At 68.0% G+C, this 22,776-nt stretch carries 19 protein-coding genes; 17 read left to right on the top strand and 2 right to left on the bottom strand.

The features are described from left to right. The 17 genes from rsmH to VHA82_RS16510 all read left to right on the top strand — a co-directional run bounded on the left by rsmH (window position 1) and on the right by VHA82_RS16510 (window position 21,021). Window positions 1-924 carry a 16S rRNA (cytosine(1402)-N(4))-methyltransferase RsmH gene (rsmH, locus tag VHA82_RS16430; protein ID WP_325545630.1) on the top strand — a complete coding sequence of 308 codons (924 nt, stop codon included), beginning with the start codon at window positions 1-3 and terminating at the stop codon, window positions 922-924. Further along, window positions 921-1,199, top strand: coding sequence for a cell division protein FtsL (ftsL, locus tag VHA82_RS16435; RefSeq protein WP_325545632.1), 279 nt, complete (start codon window positions 921-923; stop codon window positions 1,197-1,199). The genes rsmH and ftsL overlap by 4 nt, the downstream gene beginning before the upstream one ends. Next, complete coding sequence (locus VHA82_RS16440; RefSeq protein ID WP_325545634.1) at window positions 1,196-2,935, top strand: penicillin-binding protein 2; 1,740 nt, start codon at window positions 1,196-1,198, stop codon at window positions 2,933-2,935. The genes ftsL and VHA82_RS16440 overlap by 4 nt, the downstream gene beginning before the upstream one ends. Next, window positions 2,935-4,413: a UDP-N-acetylmuramoyl-L-alanyl-D-glutamate--2,6-diaminopimelate ligase gene (locus VHA82_RS16445; RefSeq protein WP_325545636.1), complete on the top strand. Its 1,479-nt coding sequence runs from the start codon at window positions 2,935-2,937 to the stop codon at window positions 4,411-4,413. Before VHA82_RS16440 ends, VHA82_RS16445 begins: the two co-directional genes overlap by 1 nt. A 2-nt stretch (window positions 4,414-4,415) precedes the next feature. Then, the gene (locus VHA82_RS16450) at window positions 4,416-5,807 is read left to right on the top strand and encodes a UDP-N-acetylmuramoyl-tripeptide--D-alanyl-D-alanine ligase (protein ID WP_325545884.1); all 1,392 of its coding nucleotides are present in this window, start codon (window positions 4,416-4,418) and stop codon (window positions 5,805-5,807) included. Then, the gene (gene mraY / locus VHA82_RS16455) at window positions 5,801-6,979 is read left to right on the top strand and encodes a phospho-N-acetylmuramoyl-pentapeptide-transferase (protein ID WP_325545638.1); all 1,179 of its coding nucleotides are present in this window, start codon (window positions 5,801-5,803) and stop codon (window positions 6,977-6,979) included. The genes VHA82_RS16450 and mraY overlap by 7 nt, the downstream gene beginning before the upstream one ends. Beyond that, a complete protein-coding gene (gene murD, locus VHA82_RS16460; RefSeq protein ID WP_325545640.1) occupies window positions 6,976-8,493 on the top strand; it encodes a UDP-N-acetylmuramoyl-L-alanine--D-glutamate ligase in 1,518 nt (505 codons plus the stop codon). Before mraY ends, murD begins: the two co-directional genes overlap by 4 nt. Continuing rightward, complete coding sequence (gene ftsW, locus VHA82_RS16465; RefSeq protein WP_414708665.1) at window positions 8,379-9,698, top strand: putative lipid II flippase FtsW; 1,320 nt, start codon at window positions 8,379-8,381, stop codon at window positions 9,696-9,698. The genes murD and ftsW overlap by 115 nt, the downstream gene beginning before the upstream one ends. Continuing rightward, window positions 9,695-10,759: an undecaprenyldiphospho-muramoylpentapeptide beta-N-acetylglucosaminyltransferase gene (murG, locus tag VHA82_RS16470; protein ID WP_325545644.1), complete on the top strand. Its 1,065-nt coding sequence runs from the start codon at window positions 9,695-9,697 to the stop codon at window positions 10,757-10,759. Before ftsW ends, murG begins: the two co-directional genes overlap by 4 nt. A gap of 93 nt (window positions 10,760-10,852) precedes the next feature. Continuing rightward, a complete protein-coding gene (gene murC, locus VHA82_RS16475; protein ID WP_325545646.1) occupies window positions 10,853-12,265 on the top strand; it encodes a UDP-N-acetylmuramate--L-alanine ligase in 1,413 nt (470 codons plus the stop codon). After that, complete coding sequence (locus tag VHA82_RS16480; RefSeq protein WP_325545648.1) at window positions 12,262-13,239, top strand: D-alanine--D-alanine ligase; 978 nt, start codon at window positions 12,262-12,264, stop codon at window positions 13,237-13,239. The genes murC and VHA82_RS16480 overlap by 4 nt, the downstream gene beginning before the upstream one ends. Further along, window positions 13,236-14,027 (top strand): cell division protein FtsQ/DivIB, encoded by a 792-nt coding sequence (locus VHA82_RS16485; RefSeq protein WP_325545650.1) that lies wholly within the window; start codon window positions 13,236-13,238, stop codon window positions 14,025-14,027. Before VHA82_RS16480 ends, VHA82_RS16485 begins: the two co-directional genes overlap by 4 nt. A 16-nt stretch (window positions 14,028-14,043) precedes the next feature. Further along, on the top strand, window positions 14,044-15,273 hold the full coding sequence (gene ftsA / locus VHA82_RS16490) for a cell division protein FtsA (RefSeq protein ID WP_325545652.1): 1,230 nt from the start codon (window positions 14,044-14,046) through the stop codon (window positions 15,271-15,273). A gap of 143 nt (window positions 15,274-15,416) precedes the next feature. Then, window positions 15,417-16,667, top strand: coding sequence for a cell division protein FtsZ (ftsZ, locus tag VHA82_RS16495; protein ID WP_325545654.1), 1,251 nt, complete (start codon window positions 15,417-15,419; stop codon window positions 16,665-16,667). A 180-nt stretch (window positions 16,668-16,847) separates the two neighbouring features. Further along, the gene (locus VHA82_RS16500) at window positions 16,848-18,773 is read left to right on the top strand and encodes a TonB-dependent receptor plug domain-containing protein (RefSeq protein WP_325545657.1); all 1,926 of its coding nucleotides are present in this window, start codon (window positions 16,848-16,850) and stop codon (window positions 18,771-18,773) included. A gap of 52 nt (window positions 18,774-18,825) precedes the next feature. Continuing rightward, window positions 18,826-19,743: a UDP-3-O-acyl-N-acetylglucosamine deacetylase gene (gene lpxC, locus VHA82_RS16505; RefSeq protein WP_325545659.1), complete on the top strand. Its 918-nt coding sequence runs from the start codon at window positions 18,826-18,828 to the stop codon at window positions 19,741-19,743. Between the two features lie 84 nt (window positions 19,744-19,827). Further along, window positions 19,828-21,021, top strand: a complete 1,194-nt coding sequence (locus tag VHA82_RS16510; protein ID WP_325545661.1) for an ATP-binding protein — start codon at window positions 19,828-19,830, stop codon at window positions 21,019-21,021. 45 nt (window positions 21,022-21,066) lie between these two features. Here the strand turns inward: VHA82_RS16510 and VHA82_RS16515 are convergent, their stop codons facing one another. Beyond that, window positions 21,067-21,906, bottom strand: a complete 840-nt coding sequence (locus VHA82_RS16515) for a hypothetical protein (protein WP_325545663.1) — start codon at window positions 21,904-21,906, stop codon at window positions 21,067-21,069. Further along, on the bottom strand, window positions 21,906-22,736 hold the full coding sequence (locus VHA82_RS16520) for an ABC transporter ATP-binding protein (protein ID WP_325545664.1): 831 nt from the start codon (window positions 22,734-22,736) through the stop codon (window positions 21,906-21,908). The genes VHA82_RS16515 and VHA82_RS16520 overlap by 1 nt, the downstream gene beginning before the upstream one ends. Window positions 22,737-22,776 lie beyond the last annotated feature (40 nt).

The following is a 22,776-nucleotide window of genomic DNA, read 5'->3' on the forward strand; positions in this document are numbered from 1 at the left end:
GTGGAAGGCACATGGCAACACACCACCGTCTTGTTGAACGAAGCAGTCGATGCACTTTCGGCCGATGCGTTCTCCAAGCCGGGACAGACCTACGTGGACGCGACCTTCGGCCGCGGAGGTCACTCCCGGCTCATTCTCTCGCGCATCGACCCGTCGTCGCATCTCATCGCCTTCGACAAGGACCCGGAAGCGGTCGCCGCGGCCAACGCGATCGAGGACACGCGCTTCGAGATTCGTCACCAGGGCTTCCGCTCGATCGGCGAATTGCCGCGCCGCGGCGTGGCGGGCGTGCTGATGGACCTGGGCGTGAGCTCGCCGCAGATCGACAACCCCGCGCGCGGCTTTTCCTTCCGCGCGGAGGGGCCGCTCGACATGCGCATGGACACCACGCGCGGCACGAGCGCCGCGGAGTGGCTCGCTGCCGCCTCGGTGGAGCAGATGGCGGAGGTGATCCGTGACTATGGCGAAGAACGGTTTGCTCTTCCGGTTGCAAAGGCGATTGCTGCTCGCCGACAGGAACGGGGCCCTCTTGCAACCACCGCCGAACTGGCCGAGCTCGTGGCTCGTGCGGTCAAAACCCGCGAGCCGGGCCAGGACCCTGCAACGCGCACATTTCAGGCTCTTCGGATTTTCGTCAACGCCGAGCTTGAAGAGCTGCAGGAGGCGCTAGATGCGAGTCTCGACATCCTGCAGACCGACGGGCGCCTCGTCGTCATCAGCTTCCATTCGCTGGAAGACCGCATCGTGAAGCAGTTCATCGCGAAGCATTCGCGCGAGGTCTACGACCGCCGCGCGCCCTTCGCGCGGCCCGAGCGGATGAAGCTCGAGGCGATCGCGCGAGTGAAGCCGGGTGAAGAAGAGATCGCGCGCAATCCGCGCGCGCGCAGCGCGATCATGCGCGTGGCGCGAAGGACCGACGCATGACCCGGGTGAACCTCGCGCTCCTCGCCGCCGTGCTCGCGAGCGCGCTCTACCTCGTGCATGTGCAGTACGAGTCGCGCTACCTCTATGCCGAGATCGAGAAGGCGCAGGCGAGCTCGCGCCAGATCGAGATCGAGAACTACCGGCTCGAAGTGGAAAAGCGCGCGCAGGCCACGCCGCTGCGCGTCGAGAAAGTCGCGAAAGACCAGCTGCAGATGCGCACGGCCACGCCCGCGATCACGCAGTACGTCGCGCGGCCGACGGGGAGCCAGCCGTGAAGAACGCCAAGGCCGTCCTGCACGCCCCGAGCCCGCTGCTTGCGAGCAAGACGCCCGTGTGGCGCAGCAAGCTCATCGTGGGCGCGATCGCGCTCGGCTTCGCCGCGCTCGCGGGCCGCGCCGCGTGGGTGCAGATCTTCGGCAGCGAGTTCTTCCGCAAGCAAGGCGAAGTGCGCTTCGAGCGCTCGCTCGAGCTGCCCGCCAACCGGGGCCGCATCTTCGACCGCAACGGCCTGCTGCTCGCGACCAGCGTCCTCGCGCCGAGCATCTGGGCGATCCCGGAGGATGTGGACCGCGATCCCGCGAAACTCTCCAGGCTCGCGAAGCTGCTCGACATGCCGATGTCCGAGCTCGGCCACAAGCTCGAAAACGAGGACAAGACCTTCGTCTGGCTGAAGCGCCAGGTGGACGAACCGGTGGCGCGCGAGATCGCGAAGCTCGGCATCGCGGGCATCTATCAGCGAAAGGAATACAAGCGCGAATACCCCGAAGGCGAGGCCGCGGCGCACGTGGTGGGCTTCACCAACGTCGAGGACGTCGGGCAGGAAGGCATCGAGCTCGAATTCAACAAGGAGCTCGCGGGCCGCCCCGGCTCTCGCCGCGTGATCAAGGACCGGCTCGGGCGGATCGTGGAAGACGTGGGCCAGCAAGTGCCGCCGGTGGACGGCGCGGACATCCAGCTTTCCATCGACTCGAAGGTGCAGTTCTTCGCCTACCAGAAGCTGCGCGACGCGGTGATCGAGCACAAGGCGAAGTCCGGCAGCGCCGTCGTGCTGGATGCCGAGACTGGCGAAGTGCTCGCGCTCGCGAACTATCCAAGCTACGACCCCGGCCGCCGGCAGAATCTCTCGGGCGCGCAACTGCGCAATCGCGCGCTCACCGACACATTCGAGCCGGGCTCGACCATGAAGCCCTTCGTGGCGGCGCTCGCGCTCGAAAAAGGCGTCGTCACGCCCGACACGGTGATCCAGACTTCGCCCGGGCGCCTCACGATCGGCGGCTCGACCATCAGCGACGCGCACCCGCAGGGCGCGCTCACCGTGAACCAGGTGATCCAGAAGTCGAGCAACGTCGGCATCGTGAAGATCGCGATGCAGATGCAGCCGCGCGACATGTGGGAGATCTTCAGCGAAGTGGGACTCGGTCAGAAGCCGCAGATCAGCTTCCCGGGCGCCGTCGGCGGCCGGTTGCGGGCCTGGCGGAGCTGGCGGCCGATCGAGCAGGCGACCATGGCCTACGGCTACGGCCTCTCCGCGAGCCTTTTTCAGCTCGCGCATGCGTACACCGTGTTCGCGCGCGACGGCGAGCTCGTGCCGGCAACCCTCCTCAAGTCGCCAGGCGATGCGGCGGGCCTGCGTGTGATCGATCCGGAAGTCGCGCGGGCCGTGCGCAACATGCTGCACCTCGTGACGCAGTCCGGGGGCACCGCGCCGCGCGCGCAGACCATGGGCTATTCGGTGGGCGGCAAGACCGGCACCGCGCACAAGCAGGAAGGCAAGGGCTACGCGGAACACAAGTACCGCGGGTTCTTCGTGGGCATCGCGCCGGTCGAGAAGCCGCGCATCGTCGTGGCCGTGCTGATCGACGAGCCCTCCGCGGGCCGCTACTTCGGCGGCGACGTCGCCGCGCCGGTGTTCAGCGCGACGGTGCAGCAGACCCTGCGCATGCTGGGGGTGCAGCCCGACATGAACGTGAAGCCGCAGATCGTGGTGGAACAGGTGGAGGAGTCGTTCTGATGCTCGACTTCCACCATCCGCGCGAAGCCGCCCGGTGGCTGGCCGGGCAGGTCGACGGCACGCTGCACTGCGACAGCCGCAAGCTGCAGCCAGGCGATGGATTCATCGCCTGGCCGGGCGCCGCCACGGACGGACGACAGTTCGTGCGCGAGGCGCTCGCGCGCGGCGCGGCGGCCTGTCTCGTCGAGGCGGAAGGTGCCGAATCGTTCGCCTTCGATTCGCCGCAGGTCGCGGGCTACCGGGGCCTGAAGAACGCGACTTCGCTCGTCGCAGCCGAGTACTACGGCCATCCGAGCGAGCAGATCGACGTGCTTGCCGTGACGGGCACGAACGGCAAGACATCGACCGCGTGGTGGCTCGCGCAGGCGCTTTCGGGCGTGAAGCCGCATCCGATCGGCTGCGCCGTGATCGGCACGCTCGGCACGGGCCAGCCGCCTCATGTGCATTCGACGGGCCTCACGACGCCCGACCCCGTCTTGCTGCAGCGCGAACTGCGCCGCTTCGCCGACGCGGGCCTGGGCGCCTGCGCGATGGAGGCCTCTTCCATCGGGATCGCCGAGCATCGCATGGACGGCATGCGCATCCGCACCGCGATCTTCACGAACCTCACGCAGGACCACCTCGACTACCACGGCACGATGCAGGCGTACTGGGAAGCGAAGCGAATGCTCTTCCGCTGGCCGGGGCTGCAGGCCGCGGTCGTGAACGTCGATGACGAGAAAGGCGGCGAACTGCACGACGAGCTGAAGGATGCGGGCATGGACCTCTGGAGCGTCTCCTGCCTCGGACCCGCGCGGCTGCGTGCGCTCGACATCGCCCATGCGACCGAGGGCCTCGCCTTCACCGTCGCGGAAAACGGCGACCGCGAAACGCTTCGCACGCAGCTCGTCGGGCAATACAACGTGTCCAATCTCCTCGGCGTCATCGCCGCGATGCGCACGCTCGGCGTGTCGCTCGCCCGCGCTGTGGAGGCGTGCCACGCGCTGCTGCCTGTGCCGGGACGCATGGAACGCATCGGCCTGCCCGGCCAGCCGCTGGTGGCGGTCGACTACTCGCACACCCCCGACGCGCTCGACAAGGCGCTGGCCGCGCTCAGGCCGCTCGCGCGCGAGCGTGGCGGCAAGCTCTGGTGCGTGTTCGGCTGCGGCGGCGATCGCGACCCGGTGAAGCGGCCGATCATGGCCGCTGTGGCCGAGAAGGGCGCGGACCACGTGGTGGTCACGAGCGACAACCCGCGCGGCGAAAAGCCCGAAGCGATCATCTGCCAGATCCTGCTTGGCCTCTCGCACAACGAATGCGTGAATGTGCAGGCCGACCGCGCGCGGGCGATCCGCGAATCGATCGCCCAGGCCGCTGCCGAGGACGTGATCCTCATCGCCGGCAAAGGGCACGAGGACTATCAGGAGATCGCGGGCGTGAAGCACCCGTTCTCCGACCAGGCGCACGCGCGCGAGGCGCTCGAGGAACGGCGGGCATGACGATGTTCACGCTTCGGGAAGCCGCGCAGTGGCTGGGAGGAAAAGTCGTGGGCGACGCTTCGCTCCAGCCTGCGCGCGTCCACTCCGACACGCGCACCCTCGAGCCCGGCGATCTCTTCGTGGCGCTCAAGGGAGAACGCTTCGACGCGAACGATTTCATCGCCGAAGCGCAGGCCAAGGGCGCCCTGGCGGCGCTCGCGCATCGCGGCCGCATCCCGGCGGGCTTCAGCGGCATCGAGGTCGACGACACGCTTCTTGCGCTCGGGCGGCTTGCGAAATCGTGGCGCTGCCGGTTCGATCTGCCCGTCATCGCCGTGACCGGCAGCAACGGCAAGACGACCGTGACGCAGATGATCGCGGCGATCCTGCGCGCGTGGCACGGCGACGCCGCGCTCGCGACGCAGGGCAACCTCAACAACGACATCGGTCTGCCGCTCATGCTGCTGCGCCTTGGCGAGCGGCACAAGGCCGCCGTGTTCGAGCTCGGCATGAATCATTCGGGCGAGATCGGCTACCTCGCGGGCATCACGAAGCCCACCGTCGCTCTCGTGAACAACGCGCAGCGCGAGCACCAGGAATTCATGGCCACGGTGGAAGCCGTGGCGCGCGAGAACGGCAGCGTGTTCTGCGCGCTCGCGCGTTCGGGCACGGCGGTGTTCCCCGCGGGCGACGAGTTCACGCCCTTGTGGACGCGGCTCGCGGGCGAGCGCGCCTGCACGACTTTCGGCGATGCGACCAGCGCGCAGGCCGACATCCGTCTGGCCGGGACTGAATGGCACGACGACGGACACTGGCGCGTGAGGGCGCAGACGCCTGCCGGGCCGGTGGCCTACCGTCTCCATATCGCCGGCCGCCACAACGTGCGCAACTCGCTTGCCGCGGCCGCCTGCGCGCTCGCCGCGGGCGCGCCGCTGGAGGCGATCGTGCGCGGGCTCGAAGCGTTCGAGCCGGTGAAGGGCCGCTCGCGTGCCGTGGCCCTGACGCTTGCGGGCCGCACGATCACGCTGGTGGACGACACCTACAACGCCAATCCCGATTCCGCGCGGGCGGCCGTCGACGTGCTTGCGGAACTGCCCGCGCCCCAGCTGCTCGTGCTGGGCGACATGGGCGAGGTGGGCGAGAACGGGCCGCGGTTCCATGCCGAGGTGGGTGCGTATGCGCGCGAGCGCGGCATCGCGCTTCTCTTCACGCTGGGAGATCAATCGGTGGCGATGGCGGGGCGCCATTTCGGCAACGTCGAGTCGCTGAAGGCGGCGGTGCTCGAGCAATTGCCCCACGTCGCGAGCGTGCTCGTGAAGGGGTCGCGATTCATGAAGATGGAACGCGTGACCGAGGCGATCCTCGCGCTGGGCCGGCAGGAACGGCAACATCCGCAAGGAGACAGCGCGTGCTGATCTTCCTCGCCTCGTGGCTGCAGTCGCTCGGTCCCGAGTTCGGCTGGCTGCGCGTCTTCCAGTACATCACGTTCCGCGCGGTGATGGCCGCGATGACGGCGCTCCTGATCGGCCTCGTGGCCGGTCCGTTCGTGATCCGGCGCCTGGCGGAGCTGAAGATCGGCCAGCCGATCCGCGGCTACGCGATGCAGACGCACCTGAGCAAGAGCGGCACGCCCACGATGGGCGGCGTGCTGATCCTCATCTGCATCACGGTGAGCACGCTGCTCTGGTTCGACTGGACCAACCGGTTCGTGTGGATCGTGCTCGCGGTCACGCTCGGCTTCGGCGCGATCGGCTGGGTCGACGACTGGCGCAAGGTCGTGCACAAGGACCCGGAGGGCATGCGTTCGCGCGAGAAGTACTTCTGGCAGTCCCTGATCGGACTGCTCGCCGCGCTCTATCTCGTGTTCAGCATCTCCGAAGTGTCGAACTGGCGCGTGCTGGAGCTCTTCTTCAAGTGGGTGGCCTCGGGGTTCGACGTGAACCTGCCGCCCAAAGCGGGGCTGCTCCTGCCCTTCGTGAAGGAGGTGAGCTATCCACTCGGCGTGTTCGGCTTCGTGATCCTCACCTATCTCGTGATCGTGGGTTCCAGCAACGCGGTGAACCTCACCGACGGGCTCGACGGCCTCGCGATCATGCCGGTGGTGATGGTGGGCTCGGCGCTCGGCGTGTTCGCCTACGTGACGGGCAACGCGGTGTATTCGAAATACCTGCTGATCCCGCACATCCCCGGCTCCGGCGAGCTGCTCGTGTTCTGCGCCGCGATCTCGGGCGCGGGGCTTGCCTTCCTCTGGTTCAACACGCATCCGGCGCAGGTCTTCATGGGCGACGTCGGCGCGCTCGCGCTCGGCGCGTCGCTCGGCACGATCGCGGTCATCGTGCGGCAGGAGATCGTGCTCGCGATCATGGGCGGCATCTTCGTGGTCGAGGCGATTTCGGTCATGGCGCAGGTCGTGTACTTCAAATACACGAAGCGGCGCTACGGCGAGGGCCGGCGCATCCTGAAGATGGCGCCGCTGCACCATCACTTCGAGAAAACCGGCTGGAAGGAGACTCAGGTCGTGGTCCGCTTCTGGATCATCACGATGCTGCTGTGCCTGGTCGGCCTGTCTTCGCTGAAGCTCAGATGAGCGCGATGGAAGCAGGCCACATCCTCGTCCTCGGCTGCGGCGCATCCGGCCTCGCGATGGCGCGCTGGTGCGCGGGGCGGGGCGCGCGCGTCACCGTCGCCGACACGCGCGAGGCGCCGCCCGGGCTCGCGGCCCTGCGCGAGCAGGTGCCGCAGGCCCGCTTCGTGCCCGGCACATTCGCGCCTTCGCTGCTCGAAGAGGACGTGACGCTCGTCCTTCGCAGCCCGGGCCTCGCACCCGCCCAGACCGCGCCGGTGACCGAGGCGGCGCGCGCGCGCGGTATCCGCGTGATGAGCGAGCTCGGGCTCTTCGCCGATGCGCTGGTCGCGCTGAAGGCCTCCGACGGCTATGCGCCGCGGGTGCTCGCGATCACGGGTACGAACGGCAAGACGACGGTGACGTCGCTGACGGGTCAACTTGTCGAACGCGCCGGACGCACGGTCGCGGTCGCGGGCAACATCGGCCCGACGCTGGTCGAGACGCTCGGCGCGAAGCTGGAAGCGGCAGCGCTGCCGCAGGTGTGGGTGATCGAACTCTCCAGCTTCCAGCTCGAAGGCGCCGACAACTTCGAGCCCACGGCGGCGACGGTGCTGAATGTCACCCAGGACCACCTGGACTGGCACGGCACGATGCAAGCGTATGCCGCGGCGAAGGCGCGCATCTTCGGCAAGGAGGCGCTCATGGTGCTCAATCGCGAGGATCCGCTCGTGATGAGCATGCTGCCGCAGCCCGTGCGCGTGAAGGGCGGCAAGTTCGAAGAGCGAGCGCACGTCACCTTCGGCGGCGACATGCCCCGGCGCCCCGGCGACTTCGGCCTGGAGGTCGTGCACGGCATGGCGTGGCTCGTGCGCGCGCACGAAGCCGACGAGACGCAAAAAAGGCGCAAGGACGAGGAAGAAGAAATCCACATCCAGCGCCTCATGCCCGCCGATGCCTTGCGCATCCGCGGCCGTCACAACGCGATCAACGCGCTCGCGGCGCTCGCGCTCGCGACCGCGGCAGGCTCGCCGCTCGCGCCGATGCTCTACGGCCTGCGCGAATACCGCGGCGAGCCGCATCGCGTCGAACCCGTGGGCATCGTGAACGGGATCGAGTATTTCGACGACAGCAAGGGCACGAACGTGGGCGCGACGGTCGCGGCATTGCACGGCCTCGGCGCGGAACGCAAACTCGTCGTGATCCTGGGCGGCGACGGCAAGGGCCAGGACTTCGCGCCGCTCGCGACGCCCGTTGCGCAATACGCGCGCGCGGCCGTGCTGATCGGCCGCGACGCTCCGAGCATCCGGTCGGTGCTCGAAGATACCGGCGTGCCGCTGCTCGAAGCCGGTTCGATGGAAGACGCGGTTCGCCTCGCCACGCAGCGTGCGCATGCGGGAGACGCGGTGCTGATGTCGCCCGCGTGCGCGAGCTTCGACATGTATCGCGACTACAAGCACCGGGCGGCCGTCTTCTGCGAGGTCGTGCATTCGGTGGCGAACGACGCCGGCGTGGTGATCGAAGGGGACTGCCGGTGAACCTCCACGCCGTTCTTCGCCCCTGGACACCGCGCCGTGCGCAGGCCGATGGCCGCCTGCGCGCGGCACACATGGCCGGGTTCGACCAGGCGCTGCTCTGGGTCACCGTCGCGTTGCTCGCCTGGGGCCTCGTGATGGTGTATTCGGCCTCGATCGCGATGCCGGACAACCCGAAGTTCTCGCGCTACGCGCACGACTTCTTCCTCACGCGCCACGCGCTCTTCCTCGCGCTCGCCTTCGCCGCGGGGCTGCTCGCATTCCAGGTGCCGATGTCGGTGTGGGAGAGATGGGCGCCGTGGCTTTTCGTCGTGTCCCTCCTGCTTCTGATCGTGGTCCTCGTGCCGCACGTGGGCAAGGGCGTGAACGGCGCGAGGCGGTGGATCGCCCTTGGCGCCCTCAACTTCCAGCCCTCGGAGCTCGCGAAACTGGCGGTGCTGCTCTACGCGGCCGACTACATGGTGCGCAAGATGGAGGTGAAGGAACGCTTCTTCCGCGCCGTGCTGCCGATGGCCGTGGCGGTCGCGGTGATCGGCTCGCTGCTGCTCGCGGAGCCGGACATGGGCGCCTTCATGGTGATCGCCGTGATCGCGATGGGCATCCTCTTTCTGGGGGGCGTGAACGCGCGGATGTTCTTCCTGATCGCGGCGGTGATGACGATCGCCTTCGTGCTGATGATCGCCCTGTCGGACTGGCGGCGCGAGCGCATCTTCGCGTATCTCGATCCGTGGAGCGAGAAGAACGCGCTCGGCAAGGGCTACCAGCTGTCGCATTCGCTGATCGCGCTCGGCCGCGGCGAACTGTTCGGCGTGGGGCTGGGCGGCAGCGTCGAAAAGCTGCACTGGCTGCCGGAGGCGCACACCGACTTCCTGCTCGCCGTGATCGGCGAGGAATTCGGCTTCGCCGGCGTGCTCACGGCGATCGTGCTCTTCCTCTGGATGACGCGGCGGATCATGCACATCGGCCGGCAGGCGATCGCGCTCGACCGCGTGTTCTCCGGGCTCGTGGCGCAGGGCGTCGGCATCTGGGTGGGCTTTCAGGCCTTCATCAACATGGGCGTGAACCTGGGCGCGCTGCCCACCAAGGGGCTCACGCTGCCGCTCATGAGTTACGGGGGCTCCGCGGTGCTCATGAACGTGATCGCGATCGCGATCGTGTTGCGAATCGACGCGGAAAACCGCACGTTGATGCGCGGAGGGCGGCCATGACGAGATGCGCGCTCGTCATGGCCGGCGGCACGGGCGGCCACATCTTCCCCGGCCTCGCCGTCGCGGAGGCCTTGCGCGGCCGGGGCTGGCGCGTGCACTGGCTGGGCGGGCGAAACAGCATGGAAAGCGACCTCGTGCCGCCGCGCGGCTTCCCGCTGGAGACCATCGATTTCTCGGGCGTGCGCGGCAAGGGACTGAAGACGCTGGTGCTGCTGCCGCTGCGCCTGCTCAAAGCCTTCTGGCAAAGCATCGGCGTCGTGCGGCGAGTGCGTCCGCACGTGGTCGTGGGGCTCGGCGGCTACATCACCTTCCCGGCCGGGATGATGAGCGTGTTGCTCGGCAAGCCGCTCGTGCTGCACGAGCAGAACTCGGTGGCGGGCATGGCCAACCGCGTGCTCGCGGGCGTGGCCGATCGCGTGTTCACCGCGTTTCCCGGCGTGCTCGGCAAGGGCCGCTGGATCGGCAATCCGTTGCGCGGCGAATTCCTGAAGCAGCCCGACCCGGCCACGCGCTTCGCGGGACGCGAAGGCCCGCTCGAAGTGCTCGTGGTGGGCGGCAGCCTCGGTGCGAGGGGATTGAACGACGTCGTGCCGAAGGCGCTCGCGCTCCTGCCGGAGCATGAGCGCCCGCGCGTGCTGCATCAAAGCGGAGCCAAGCAGATCGACGAACTGCACGCGAACTACGTGGCCGCGGGTGTGCAGGCCGATCTCACGCCCTTCATCGAAGACACCGCGAGCGCGTATGCGCGGGCCGACCTCCTCATCTGCCGGGCCGGCGCGAGCACGGTCACCGAGATCGCGGCGGTGGGCGCGGCGGCGCTCTTCGTGCCGTTCCCGTTCGCGGTGGACGATCACCAGACGACGAACGCGAAGTTTCTCGTGGACGCGGGCGGCGGCTGGCTCGTCCAGCAGCGCGACCTCACACCCGAGAAGCTCGCGCAATTCCTGCAGGACGCGACGCGTGCGGAACTCCTGAAGCGCGCGCAGGCCGCGAGCAAGATGCGCAAGACGCAGGCCACCGCGGACATCGTTGCCGCATGCGAAGAGTTGGCCGGACCATGAAACACGAGAAATCGACCCACCCCCGAAGCGCCTGCACCGATGGCCCGGCAAGGCCGGTTCCACGGTGGCACTGGAAGAGATCGTGAAGCGCTCATGAAACACGCGATCAAGCACATTCACTTCGTCGGCATCGGCGGTGCCGGCATGTCGGGCATCGCCGAGGTGCTGCGCAACCTCGGCTATCTCATATCCGGATCGGACCAGAGCGACAGCGCGACGCTCGGGCGCCTGCGCGGCCTGGGCATCCAGACCTACGTGGGCCACGCCGCGAGCCAGGTGATCGGCGCGGACGCCGTGGTGACTTCCACGGCCGTCCAGCCGGACAACCCCGAGGTGCTCGCCGCCCGCAAGCGCCGGATTCCGGTCGTGCCGCGCGCGACGATGCTCGCGGAGCTGATGCGCCTGAAGCAGGGCATCGCGATCGCGGGGACGCATGGCAAGACGACGACGACGAGCCTCGTGGCGAGCCTGCTCGCCGAAGGCGGGCTCGATCCGACGTTCGTGATCGGGGGCCGCCTGAACAGCGCGGGCGCGAACGCCAAGCTGGGCGGCGGCGACTACATCGTGGTGGAGGCCGACGAATCGGATGCGTCGTTCCTGAACCTGATGCCCGTGATGGCCGTCGTCACCAACATCGACGCCGATCACATGGAAACCTACGGCCACGACTTCGGCCGCCTGAAGCGCGCGTTCGTCGACTTCCTGCATCGCATGCCCTTCTACGGCACGGCCATCCTGTGCGTGGACGACGAAGCCGTGCGCTCCATCGTGGCGGAGGTGCAGTGCCCGGTGACGACCTACGGCTTCGGCGAAGACGCCCAGGTGCGCGCGAGCGGCGTGCGCGCGGTGGGCGCGCAGATGCACTTCCACGTGCAGCGCCGCAACGGCGTGACGCTGCCCGATCTGGACGTGAAGCTCAACCTCGCGGGAATGCACAACGTGCTCAATGCGCTGGCCGCCATCGCGGTCGGCGTGGAGCTGAACGTCCCCGACGATGCGGTGCTGAAGGCGCTCGCCGAATTCAAGGGCGTGGGGCGGCGCTTCCAGAGCTACGGCGAACTCGCCGTGCCTGCTTCACAGGGCGGCGGCCGGTTCACCGTGATCGAGGACTATGGCCATCATCCCGCGGAAATCGCAGCCACGCTCGCGGCGGCGCGGGGCGCCTTTCCCGGGCGGCGCATCGTGGTCGCCTTCCAGCCGCATCGCTACACGCGCACGCGCGACTGCTTCGAGGACTTCGTGAAGGTGCTGGGCCTCGCCGACGCGGTGCTGCTGGCCGAGGTCTATGCCGCCGGGGAGGAGCCGATCGTCGCGGCCGACGGCCGTGCGCTCGCGCGTGCCGTGCGCATCGCGGGCAAGGTCGAGCCGCGATTCGTGGGCGACGTGAGCGAGATGCCGCAGGCCGTGCTCGACACGGTGCGCGACGGCGACGTCGTGATGTGCATGGGCGCGGGCTCGATCGGCGGCGTGCCCGCGAAGCTGGTGGAGATGGGAGGCTCGGCATGAGCGTCGACCCGAAGTCCTTCGGCAAGGTGGCCGTGCTGATGGGCGGCCGTTCGGCCGAGCGCGAGGTGTCGCTCATGTCCGGCAGCGGCGTCTTGAAGGCCCTGCAAGCGAAAGGCGTCGACGCCCATGCGTTCGATCCGGCCGAACGCGACCTCGTGGAATTGAAGCGCAAGGGCTTCGGGCGCTGCTTCATCGCGCTGCACGGCCGCTTCGGCGAAGACGGCACGGTGCAAGGCGCGCTCGAGCTGCTCGGCATTCCCTACACCGGCTCGGGCGTGATGGCCTCGGCGATCGCGATCGACAAGGTGATGACCAAGCGAGTCTGGATCGCGGAGGGCCTGCCGACGCCGAAGTTCGTGCTGCTGAGGCGCGGCACATTCACGCGCGAGCAGGTGCGCTCGATTCCCGACGAGCTCGAGCTGCCGCTCATCGTGAAGCCCGCGCGCGAAGGCTCCTCCATCGGCGTGGGCAAGGTGCACGGCTACTCGGAGATGCAGGACGCGGTGGAGGCGGCCGCGGCGCTCGATGCGGACGTCCTGTGCGAGCAGTTCATCTCGGGCGACGAAGTGACGTGCCCCGTGCTCGGAACGGGCGACGCGGCGCGCGCGCTGCCCGTGATCCGCATCGTGGCGCCCGAGGGCAACTACGACTACCAGAACAAGTACTTCACCGACGACACCAAGTACCTCGTGCCGTGCGGCCTGCCCGCGGGGGAGGAGGAGGCGATCCAGGACATCGTGCTGAAGGCGTATCGCGTGCTCGGCTGCCGCGGCTGGGGCCGCGCCGACGTGATGATCGATGCGGCGACGCGCAAGCCCTCGCTGCTGGAGATCAACACGTCACCGGGCATGACGGGCCATTCGCTCGTGCCGATGTCGGCGCGCGCGGCGGGCATCTCCTACGAAGACCTCTGCCTGCAGCTGCTCGCGATGGCGGCGCTGGACCATGAAGCCGGGGAGGCGAAACGCAGATGACCGCGGGCCTGCCCACGCCGCTCGACGTGAAGCTGATGAACATCACCGCTTCGGTGCTGTTCGCGGCGTTCGCGCTGCTGCTCGCTGCGGCGGCGGGCTGGTGGGCGCTGCGCCATCAGATGTTCGCGATCGCGGCGATCGCGGTGGAAGGCGATACGTCGCACAACAGCGTCGCGATGCTTCGCGCCAACGTGGCGCCGAAGCTCTCGGGCAACTTCTTCACGCTCGACTTGCAGCGGGCGCGCGCGGCATTCGAGGCGGTGCCGTGGGTGCGCCACGCGGTCGTGCGCCGCCAGTTTCCGAACCGCCTGCGCGTGCGCCTGCAGGAGCACGAAGCGGCGGCGCTCTGGGGCGCCGAGGGCGCCGAGGGCGATTCGCGGCTGGTGAACACCTACGGCGAGGTGTTCGAAGCCAATGTCGGCGACGTGGAGCAGGACAACCTGCCGCGCCTGGCGGGCCCCGAAGGCGAATCGGCGCAGGTGCTTGCGATGTATCGCGCGCTGCAACCGGTGTTCGAACCGCTGGACCTCGCGATCGAGCAGCTCACGCTTTCCAACCGTGGCAGCTGGGCGGCGACGCTCGACTCGGGCGCGGTGATCGAGCTCGGGCGCGGCAGCGGCGCCGAGGTGGTCGCGCGCACGCAGCGGTTCGCGCAGACGCTCACCCAGGTGACGGGTAAGTACGGACGCAGCCCCGAGGCGCTGGTCTCGGCGGACCTGCGCCACACGGACGGTTATGCGGTGCGGCTGAGGGGCGTCAGCACGACCGAGCCGCCGGCGAAGAAATAGAGGGACGAGGACGGAGATGGCAAAGGACTACAAGGATCTGGTCGTGGGCCTCGACATCGGGACCGCCAAGGTCATGACGGTCGTGGCCGAGGTGATGGCGAACGGCGAGCTGAAGCTCGCCGGGCTCGGCGTCGCGCCGTCCAACGGACTGAAGCGCGGCGTGGTCGTGAACATCGACGCCACGGTGCAGAGCATTCAGCAGGCGCTGAAGGAAGCCGAGCTGATGGCCGACTGCAAGATCACGCGCGTCTACACCGGCATCACGGGCAGCCACATCCGCGGCATCAATTCGAGCGGCATGGTGGCCGTGAAGGACCGCGAGGTGACGCCCACCGACGTCGCGCGCGTCGTGGAGACCGCGCGCGCGATCAACATCTCGACCGACCAGCGCCTCCTGCTCGTGGAGCCGCAGGAATTCGTGATCGACGGCCAGGACGTGAAGGAGCCGATCGGCATGAGCGGCATCCGGCTGGAAGCCAAGGTGCACATCGTGACGGGCGCCCAGAGCGCGGCGGAGAACATCCTGAAATGCGTGCGGCGCTGCGGGCTCGAGGTGGAGCAGCTCATGCTGAATCCGCTCGCGTCGAGCCAGGCGGTGCTCACCGACGACGAGAAGGAGCTGGGCGTGGCATGCGTCGACGTGGGCGCGGGCACGACCGACGTCGCGATCTTCACGGGCGGCGCGATCCGCCACACGGCGGTGATCCCGATCGCGGGCGACCTCATCACGAGCGACATCGCGATGGCGCTGCGCACGCCGACGAAGGACGCGGAGGACATCAAGGTCGAGTCGGGCTATGCGAAGCAGCTCCTCGCCGATCCGGAGGTCCAGGTCGAAGTGCCGGGGCTTGGCGACCGCGGGCCGCGCATGCTGTCGCGCCAGGCGCTCGCGGGCGTGATCGAGCCGCGCGTGGAAGAGATCTTCTCGCTCGTGCAGCAGGTGATCCGCGACTCGGGCTACGAGGAGGTGCTTTCCTCGGGCGTCGTGATCACGGGCGGCAGCGCCGTGATGCCCGGCATGGTGGAGCTCGGCGAAGACATCTTCCTGAAGCCGGTGCGCCGCGGCGTGCCGCGCTACGTGGGCGCGCTGTCGGACATGGTGGCGCAGCCGCGCGCGGCGACCGTGATGGGCCTGCTCGAGGAAGCGCGGCTCGCGCGCGTGCGCGGTGCGCGCGTGGCGCAGAAGAACGGGTCCGTGAAAACCGCGTTCGGCCGCATCAAGGACTTCATCGTGGGGAATTTCTGAATGGTTCGAACCGGAACAAGAACCCATCGGAGGCGACGACGATGTTGCCCGTGCACCGATCCGCCTTTTGAGCGTTATCGAATCACGCGAACAAGCACACCAACAAGACGGCAAGTGGCAACTGCAACAGATAGGAGCATCAAATGAGCATCGAAATGATCGAAGTCGAGGAGTTCCACCAGGGCACGCAAATCAAGGTGATCGGCGTGGGCGGCGGCGGCGGCAACGCCGTGCAGCACATGATCGAGCGCAAGGTGCAGGGCGTGGAATTCATCTGCGCCAACACCGATGCGCAGGCGCTGCAGCGCAACTCCGCGCACAAGCATATCCAGCTCGGCTCGAGCGGCCTGGGCGCGGGCAGCAAGCCCGACAAGGGGCGCGAAGCGGCCGTCGCGGCCGACGCCGCGATCCGCGAGGCGATCGCCGGGGCGCACATGCTCTTCATCACGGCGGGCATGGGCGGGGGCACCGGCACGGGCGCCGCGCCCGTCATCGCGCGCGTCGCGAAGGAAATGGGCATCCTGACAGTGGGCGTCGTCACCAAGCCGTTCGACTGGGAAGGCGGCCGGCGCATGACCAACGCGGACCAGGGCCTCGCCGAGCTCGAAGCCAACGTCGATTCGCTCATCGTCGTGCTCAACGAGAAACTGCTCGACGTGCTGGGCGACGACATCTCGCAGGACGAAGCCTTCGCGCACGCGAACGACGTGCTGAAGAACGCCGTGGGCGGCATCGCGGAGATCATCAACGACTACGGCCACATCAACGTCGACTTCGAGGACGTGCGCACGGTGATGGGCGAGCCGGGCAAGGCGATGATGGGAACGGCGATGGCCTCGGGGCCGGACCGCGCGCGCATCGCCGCGGAGCAGGCCGTGGCCTGTCCGCTACTCGACGGCATCGATCTTTCCGGCGCGAAGGGCGTGCTGGTGCTCGTGACCGCGGCCAAGGGGTCGCTGAAGCTGTCGGAGTCGAAGCTCGCGATGAACACCATCCGGGCCTATGCGTCGCAGGATGCGCACGTGATCTACGGCGCCGCCTACGACGACAGCCTCGGCGACAACGTGCGCGTGACGGTGGTGGCGACGGGGCTTTCGCGTCCCGGCGAGCCCGCTCGCCGCGCCGCCCCGCCGCTGAAGGTGCTGCGCACCGGCACCGACAACGTGCCGCTGAACGTGCCGACGATCCACAACGCCGTGGGCGGGCCCGGTGCGATCGTCACGCGCGAGATGCAGATGGGCACCGCCACGGCCGCGCAGGACTACGCGGGCATGGCGGTGCCGAGCGTCTGGCGCAACAACCGCGGCCAGGCGGCGGCCAGGGTCGATGCGCTCACCGCGGGAGGCCTGGACGAAATCGAGGTCCCGGCGTTCCTGCGCAAGCAGGCGGACTGAGCAGGAAAAAAAAGAGCGAAATCACGAAGAGTGTTCTCCAAGGGGAGTGCTTGGGGTGGGCTTGTCCCACCCTTTTTCTTTGTCGCGGGGTCTGCGCGAGCCTCGCACCGTCCTTTCCTGCGCACCGACTCTGCGCTATAAACAGGCCGCAGAAGAAACTTCGAAGAACAAGGGCCACGCATGAAGGGGCACAACAGCGCGAAGCGCGCAACGGGAGTCTGGCAGCGGCAGGGCGTGGCGGCGGCTTTCGCGGCCCTTTGCGCCTGGACCGCGCACGCGCAGCCGGCAAGCGTCGCGGCGCGAAGCGACATCGACCTGAGCGATCTCTCGATCGAACAGCTCGCCAACATCGTCGTCACGTCGGTCTCTCGCCGCGACGAGTCGCTGCTGAGGGCCGCGGCTTCGGCCTACGTGATCACCGCAGACGACATCCGCCGCTCGGGCGCGCGCAGCCTGCCCGAGGCGCTGCGCCTCGCGCCGAATCTTCAGGTCGCGCGCGTGAACGCGGCTCAATGGTCGATCAGCGCGCGCGGCTTCAACAACGCCATCGGCAACAAGCTGCTCGTGCTGGTGGACGGGCGCACCATCTATTCGCCGCTTTTCTCCGGCGTGTTCTGGGACGCGCAGGACGTGATGCTGGAAGATGTGGACCGCATCGAAGTGATCAGCGGCCCGGGCGCGACCCTCTGGGGCGCGAATGCCGTGAACGGCGTCATCAACGTGGTCACGCGCGCTTCGAAGGACACGCAAGGCGCGTTGCTCGGCGCGAGCGGCGGCGGCACCGACGGCCAGCTCGCGGCCCGCTTTGGCGGCAAGCTGGGACAAACCGGCACGTTCCGCGTCTACGGCCTGGGGATCGAGCGCGAGCATTCGCATAGCGCGAGCGGAGCAAAGCTGAACGACGCGACCCGCAAGAAACAGGCCGGCTGGCGTGCGGATTGGGACATGGGCGCGGACGGCTTCACGTTCCAGGGCGACGCGTACGAAGGCGGCGAGCGGCCGGGCACGCCCGAAGCGCCGAAGCTGGACGGCGCGAACGTGCTGGCGCGTTGGAACCGTCGCGAGGTCGATGGCTCGTCGTGGCAGTTGCAGGCGTACTGGGACCAGAGCCGGCGCGTCGAGCCGTTCTCGTTCAACGACGACATGCAGGTGATGGACGTCGAGTGGCAGCACAGCCCGGCGCTCGGCCAGTCGCACAAGCTCGTCTGGGGCGCGGGCTACCGCCAGGCGCGCGACGATACGCAGGCCACGTTGCTCGTGCGCTTCATCCCGCAGCAGAAGGACCTGCGCTGGGTGAACGTGTTCGCGCAGGACGAGATCGCGCTCGGCGACCGGTGGGCGGTGACGCTGGGCTCCAAGCTGGAACGGAACGTCTACACCGGCTGGGAGTTCCTGCCGAACGCGCGCCTTGCCTGGACGCCTTCGCCCACGCGCATGGCCTGGGCATCGCTGTCGCGCGCCGTGCGCGCGCCGGCACGGCTGGATCGCGAGTTCTTCTTTCCGGGCGCGCCGCCCTTCTTCATCAACGGCGGCCCCAACTTCCAGTCGGAAGTGGCGAAGGTCGCCGAAATCGGCTGGCGCGAACAGCCGACGCCGCACCTTTCGTACTCGGTGACGCTCTTCTACGATCAATACGAGAAGCTTCGCAGCGGCCAGCCGCCGCCGGCCGTGGTGCAGAACATGATCGAAGGCCACACGAGCGGCGTCGAGGCGTGGGGCCTCTGGCAGGTGAGGGACAACTGGCGCCTGAGCGCGGGGTTCAATCAGCTGCACAAGAGCCTGCATCTGCTGCCCGGCAGCACCGACCCGACGGGGCCCAGCGCGCTCGGCAACGACCCTCGCATGCAGTGGCAGGTGCGCTCCAGCCTGAACGCCGGCGCGCACGAATTCGATACCACCGTGCGCCATGTGGGCGCGCTGCCGTCGCCCTTCGTTGCCGCATACACCGCCGTGGACCTGCGCTGGGGATGGCACGTGTCGAGGCGGACGGAGCTGTCGCTTCTCGTGCAGAACCTGTTCGACTCGGCCCACGTGGAGTACGGCGCCGCGCCCGGCGCAGCGGAGGTCCAGCGTGCGGTCTGGATGAAGATCTTGTGGCGGATGTAAGGATTCGCTGCGGCTGCGAGCGCGTTGCCGCACGACTCCCTAGAATGCGCGGATGCTGCGCCAACGGACCCTCAAGACCCTGACCAAGGCCGTCGGCGTTGGATTGCACAGCGGCCACCGCGTGGAGCTCACGCTGCGCCCCGCGCAGCCGGACACGGGCATCGTGTTTCGCCGAGTCGATCTGCCGCTGCCGGTGGACATTCCCGTCTCGGCGACCGCCGTCACCGACACGCGGCTCGCGTCCACCATCTCCAATGGCGGCGCCAAGGTGATGACGGTCGAACACCTGATGTCGGCCTGCGCGGGACTGTGCATCGACAACCTCTATGTCGACATCACGGCCGAAGAGGTGCCGATTCTGGACGGATCGTCTTCTTCGTTCGTCTTCCTGCTGCAAAGCGCGGGGATCGAGCTGCAGAACGCCCCGAAGCGTTTCGTGAAGGTGAAGCGGACAGTGGAGGTGCGCGAAGGCGAGGGCCACAACCTCAAGTGGGCGCGCCTGGAGCCCTATCACGGCTACAAGCTCGCGTTCGAGATCGTCTTCGATCATCGCGTGGTGGAGGGCCAGCGCTACGAATTCGATCTGTCCACCGGCAACTATTCGCGCGACATCGCGCGTGCACGCACGTTCGGCTTCACGAAGGACGTGGAGGCGATGCGCGCGAGCGGCCTGGGCCTGGGAGGCAGCCTGGACAACGCGATCGTGATGGACGACTACCGCGTGCTCAATGCGGGCGGCTTGCGCTACGACGACGAATTCGTGAAGCACAAGCTGCTCGATGCGATGGGCGACCTGTACCTGATCGGCAAGCCGCTGCTCGCGAGCTACAGCGCGTTCCGTTCGGGGCATGCGCTGAACAACCGGCTGCTGCGCGAGCTGCTGGCGAATCCGGCGTCGTTCGAAATGGTGACTTTCGATGACGAGAGCCTCGCGCCGGCGGGCTTTGTGCGGATGGCGCGGGCCTGGTAGCGGCGCCGGCGCGCAGGCGCTTCGAAGGGAATCGATTTACTCAATATCCTGAGTAAAATTACTCAGGATATTGAGTAAATCGTCATGGCCTATCGCCGCCCGCAGTTCGCCGTTCTCGCCGCCCGGCTTGCCGAGCCCAGGCGCTTCATCCAGGTGGTCGCCGGCCCGCGGCAGGTGGGCAAGAGCACGTTGGCTCAGGATGCGGTGGCCGCGTCGCGGCTGCCCCATCGCATTGTGAGCGCCGACGAGCCCTCCCTGCGGGGCCCTGGATGGATCCGGCAGCAATGGGAGGCCGCCCGGCTCGCTTCGGCCGGCGCCGAGCAAGGCGGTGGCGTCCTCGTGCTCGACGAAATCCAGAAGATTCCCGGCTGGTCCGATGCCGTGAAGAGCCTGTGGGACGAGGACACGCGCAACCGCTCGGCCCTGAAAGTCGTGCTCCTGGGGTCCGCGCCGCTGCTCATCGAGCGCGGTCTGAGCGAAAGCCTCGCGGGGCGTTTCGAGTTGATCCACCTGCCGCATTGGTCGTTCGCGGAAATGCGCGAAGCCTTCGGCTGGGACCTGGATACCTATGTCTTTCACGGCGGCTATCCAGGCGCGGCGGCGCTGATCGGCGAGCCGCATCGCTGGTCCCGCTACATTCTCGATTCGCTGGTGGAGACGTCGATCTCGCGGGACGTTCTTCTGCTGTCGCGCGTGGACAAGCCGGCGCTGATGCGTCGCCTCTTCGATCTGGCGTGCCGCTACTCGGGCCAGATTCTGTCGTACACGAAGATGCTCGGTCCCTTGCAGGACGCGGGCAACACCACGACCCTGGCACATTACCTCGAACTGCTCGCGGCGGCGGGGATGGTCACGGGCTTGCACAAGTTCGCGGGCGACGAAGCGCGCAGCCGCGCCTCGAGTCCGAAACTGCAGGTCTACAACAACGCGCTCATCACGGCGCCGAGCGGATTCACGCAGGCGCAGGTGAGGGCGCAGCCGGAGCTGTGGGGTCGCCTCGTGGAGTCGGCGGTCGGTGCGCATCTTGCGAACGCCGCGGCGGGCGGCGCCTTCGAACTGTTCTATTGGCGCGATCGTGGTCATGAGGTCGACTTCGTGGTGCGCGCCGGGCGTCAGGTGACAGCCATCGAGGTCAAGAGCGGCCGTAGCCCGCAGGCTCTCGCGGGCATGGCCGCATTCGAGGCCGCGTTCAAGCCGCGGCGCACACTGCTCGTCGGCGGCGATGGCATCGCCGTGGACGAATTCCTCGCTCGCTCGCCTTCGGACTGGGTTGCTTGAGGCGCCATGGGTGGATCGCACTGGGACGGCTGCGAGGCCGCTGGTTCAGGCGATGAGACCCTCGGCGCGCACTTCCGCCTCCACGAGAGCGAGGCAAGGTTCCATCGCGGGCCATCCGACCGGAAAGAAGTCCGCCACGTCGGCTTGCGAGGCGTCGAGTTGCGCCTTCGCGCGTCGAACGAGATCGAGAAGAGCCGTCAATGCCGAAGGCCGCTCATGCGCGAACGCGGAGTTCGCCACGAGCACGTGATTGATCTGCGCAAAGCCGCGGCGCGCATGCCATTCGCGCGCGCAGGCGTCCGCATCGCCGAAGGCCCCGCGCACACCGCAGACACCCCGGATATCCGGAAGCACTGCGGCGTCGAGGCGGCGCTCCGAGAGCATCTGGCGCAAGTCGCCGGGAGGCATCCGCTCCAGCGCGGGCGGCTCCGAATGGCCGGGGACATCTCCGCCGTCCATCGCGATCCAGCGAATGGTGCCGGGGTCGATACCGCGCTCGCGCAGCATCGACTTGATCCAGACGACGGTCGTTGCCGTGTGCGAGCGAACGCCCACGGTGCGGATCGACTCGAGGCGCATGCCGCGCGCTTCGTCCACGACGAAGTACGGATGCTGGAAACGCGCCTGAACCGCCACGGGCAGCAGCGTGACCGGAAAACCACGCGAACGCGCGATGAGGCTCGTGACGAGTGGCAGCTCGGCCACGTCCCAGTTCATGGATTCCAGCAGGCGCAGGAAGCGCGGACCGGAAGCCGCGAGTTCGCTCCAAAGCAAAGTGAGATTTTCATTGGCGATCGTTCCCTCGACGAGCGGCGCCGTCAGCGCATTGCGCGCACAGACCATGCGGACTTCTTCGCAGGCCGCCAACGGGGATGCGCCGGACATCAGTGGCGAATCTTGTCCCAGATGCGCTCGCGCAACTGGTTGAAGAGCGGCGTGCTCATCATCTGATGCGTACGCGGTCGTGGCAGATTCACGTCGATGCGGTCGACGACGCGCCCCGGCCGCGCGCTCATGACGATGATCTCGTCGGCGAGGTACACGGCTTCGCTCAGCCCGTGCGTCACGAACACGATGGTCTTGGCCGTCTTCGCCCAGATGCGCAGGAGCTCATCTCCCATCGTGAGGCGGGTCTGTTCGTCGAGCGCGGCAAAGGGCTCGTCCATGAGGAGCACGGGCGGGTCCTGCACGAGCCCGCGCGCGATCGACACGCGCTGCTTCATGCCGCCGGAAAGCTCGTGCGGGCGGCTGTTGCCGAAATCGGCGAGGCCGACGAGGGCCAGGGCTTCGCGCGCGGCGCGCGAGCGCTCATCCTTCGCGACACGCTTCAGCTCCAGCGGAAATTCGACGTTCTGCTGTGCCGTGAGCCAGGGATACAGGTTCGCCTCCTGGAACACGACGCCGATCCGGTCGGGATCGGGCTTCGTCATCGGCTTGCCCTCGCACAGGATCTCACCGCCCGTGAGCGGCCGCAGGCCCGCGAGCGTCATGAGCAGCGACGACTTGCCGCACCCCGACGGCCCGACGATCGCGACGAATCTGCCGGGAGCAATCGTGAACGACACGTTCTCGAACGCCTGCACCTCGCGCGAAGCCGAGCCGAACCGCAGTGAGGCGCTACGCACCTCCATCGCATATTTGGCTTCGGCGTGCGCCGCCTCCACGAGGCGCGGGGCGCGGGAATCCGGATCGGCGCTGGCTTTCATCAGGTACATGGTTTCAGATTTCTCCTCGACTTATTATCATAATAATGTT

It is taken from the genome of Ramlibacter sp., assembly GCF_035548915.1.
Classification (GTDB): domain Bacteria; phylum Pseudomonadota; class Gammaproteobacteria; order Burkholderiales; family Burkholderiaceae_C; genus Ramlibacter.

Bases quoted from the DNA above. Each gene is read 5' to 3' on its own strand.
- murD (WP_325545640.1), top strand. From the start codon at position 6,976: ATGAGCGCGATGGAAGCAGGCCACATCCTCGTCCTCGGCTGCGGCGCA.
- VHA82_RS16515 (WP_325545663.1), bottom strand. From the start codon at position 21,906: ATGTCCGGCGCATCCCCGTTGGCGGCCTGCGAAGAAGTCCGCATGGTC.
- VHA82_RS16510 (WP_325545661.1), top strand. From the start codon at position 19,828: ATGGCCTATCGCCGCCCGCAGTTCGCCGTTCTCGCCGCCCGGCTTGCC.
- ftsA (WP_325545652.1), top strand. From the start codon at position 14,044: ATGGCAAAGGACTACAAGGATCTGGTCGTGGGCCTCGACATCGGGACC.
- VHA82_RS16500 (WP_325545657.1), top strand. From the start codon at position 16,848: ATGAAGGGGCACAACAGCGCGAAGCGCGCAACGGGAGTCTGGCAGCGG.
- VHA82_RS16485 (WP_325545650.1), top strand. From the start codon at position 13,236: ATGACCGCGGGCCTGCCCACGCCGCTCGACGTGAAGCTGATGAACATC.
- ftsZ (WP_325545654.1), top strand. From the start codon at position 15,417: ATGAGCATCGAAATGATCGAAGTCGAGGAGTTCCACCAGGGCACGCAA.
- lpxC (WP_325545659.1), top strand. From the start codon at position 18,826: ATGCTGCGCCAACGGACCCTCAAGACCCTGACCAAGGCCGTCGGCGTT.
- VHA82_RS16445 (WP_325545636.1), top strand. From the start codon at position 2,935: ATGCTCGACTTCCACCATCCGCGCGAAGCCGCCCGGTGGCTGGCCGGG.
- ftsL (WP_325545632.1), top strand. From the start codon at position 921: ATGACCCGGGTGAACCTCGCGCTCCTCGCCGCCGTGCTCGCGAGCGCG.
- VHA82_RS16520 (WP_325545664.1), bottom strand. From the start codon at position 22,736: ATGTACCTGATGAAAGCCAGCGCCGATCCGGATTCCCGCGCCCCGCGC.
- VHA82_RS16450 (WP_325545884.1), top strand. From the start codon at position 4,416: ATGTTCACGCTTCGGGAAGCCGCGCAGTGGCTGGGAGGAAAAGTCGTG.
- murC (WP_325545646.1), top strand. From the start codon at position 10,853: ATGAAACACGCGATCAAGCACATTCACTTCGTCGGCATCGGCGGTGCC.
- VHA82_RS16480 (WP_325545648.1), top strand. From the start codon at position 12,262: ATGAGCGTCGACCCGAAGTCCTTCGGCAAGGTGGCCGTGCTGATGGGC.
- murG (WP_325545644.1), top strand. From the start codon at position 9,695: ATGACGAGATGCGCGCTCGTCATGGCCGGCGGCACGGGCGGCCACATC.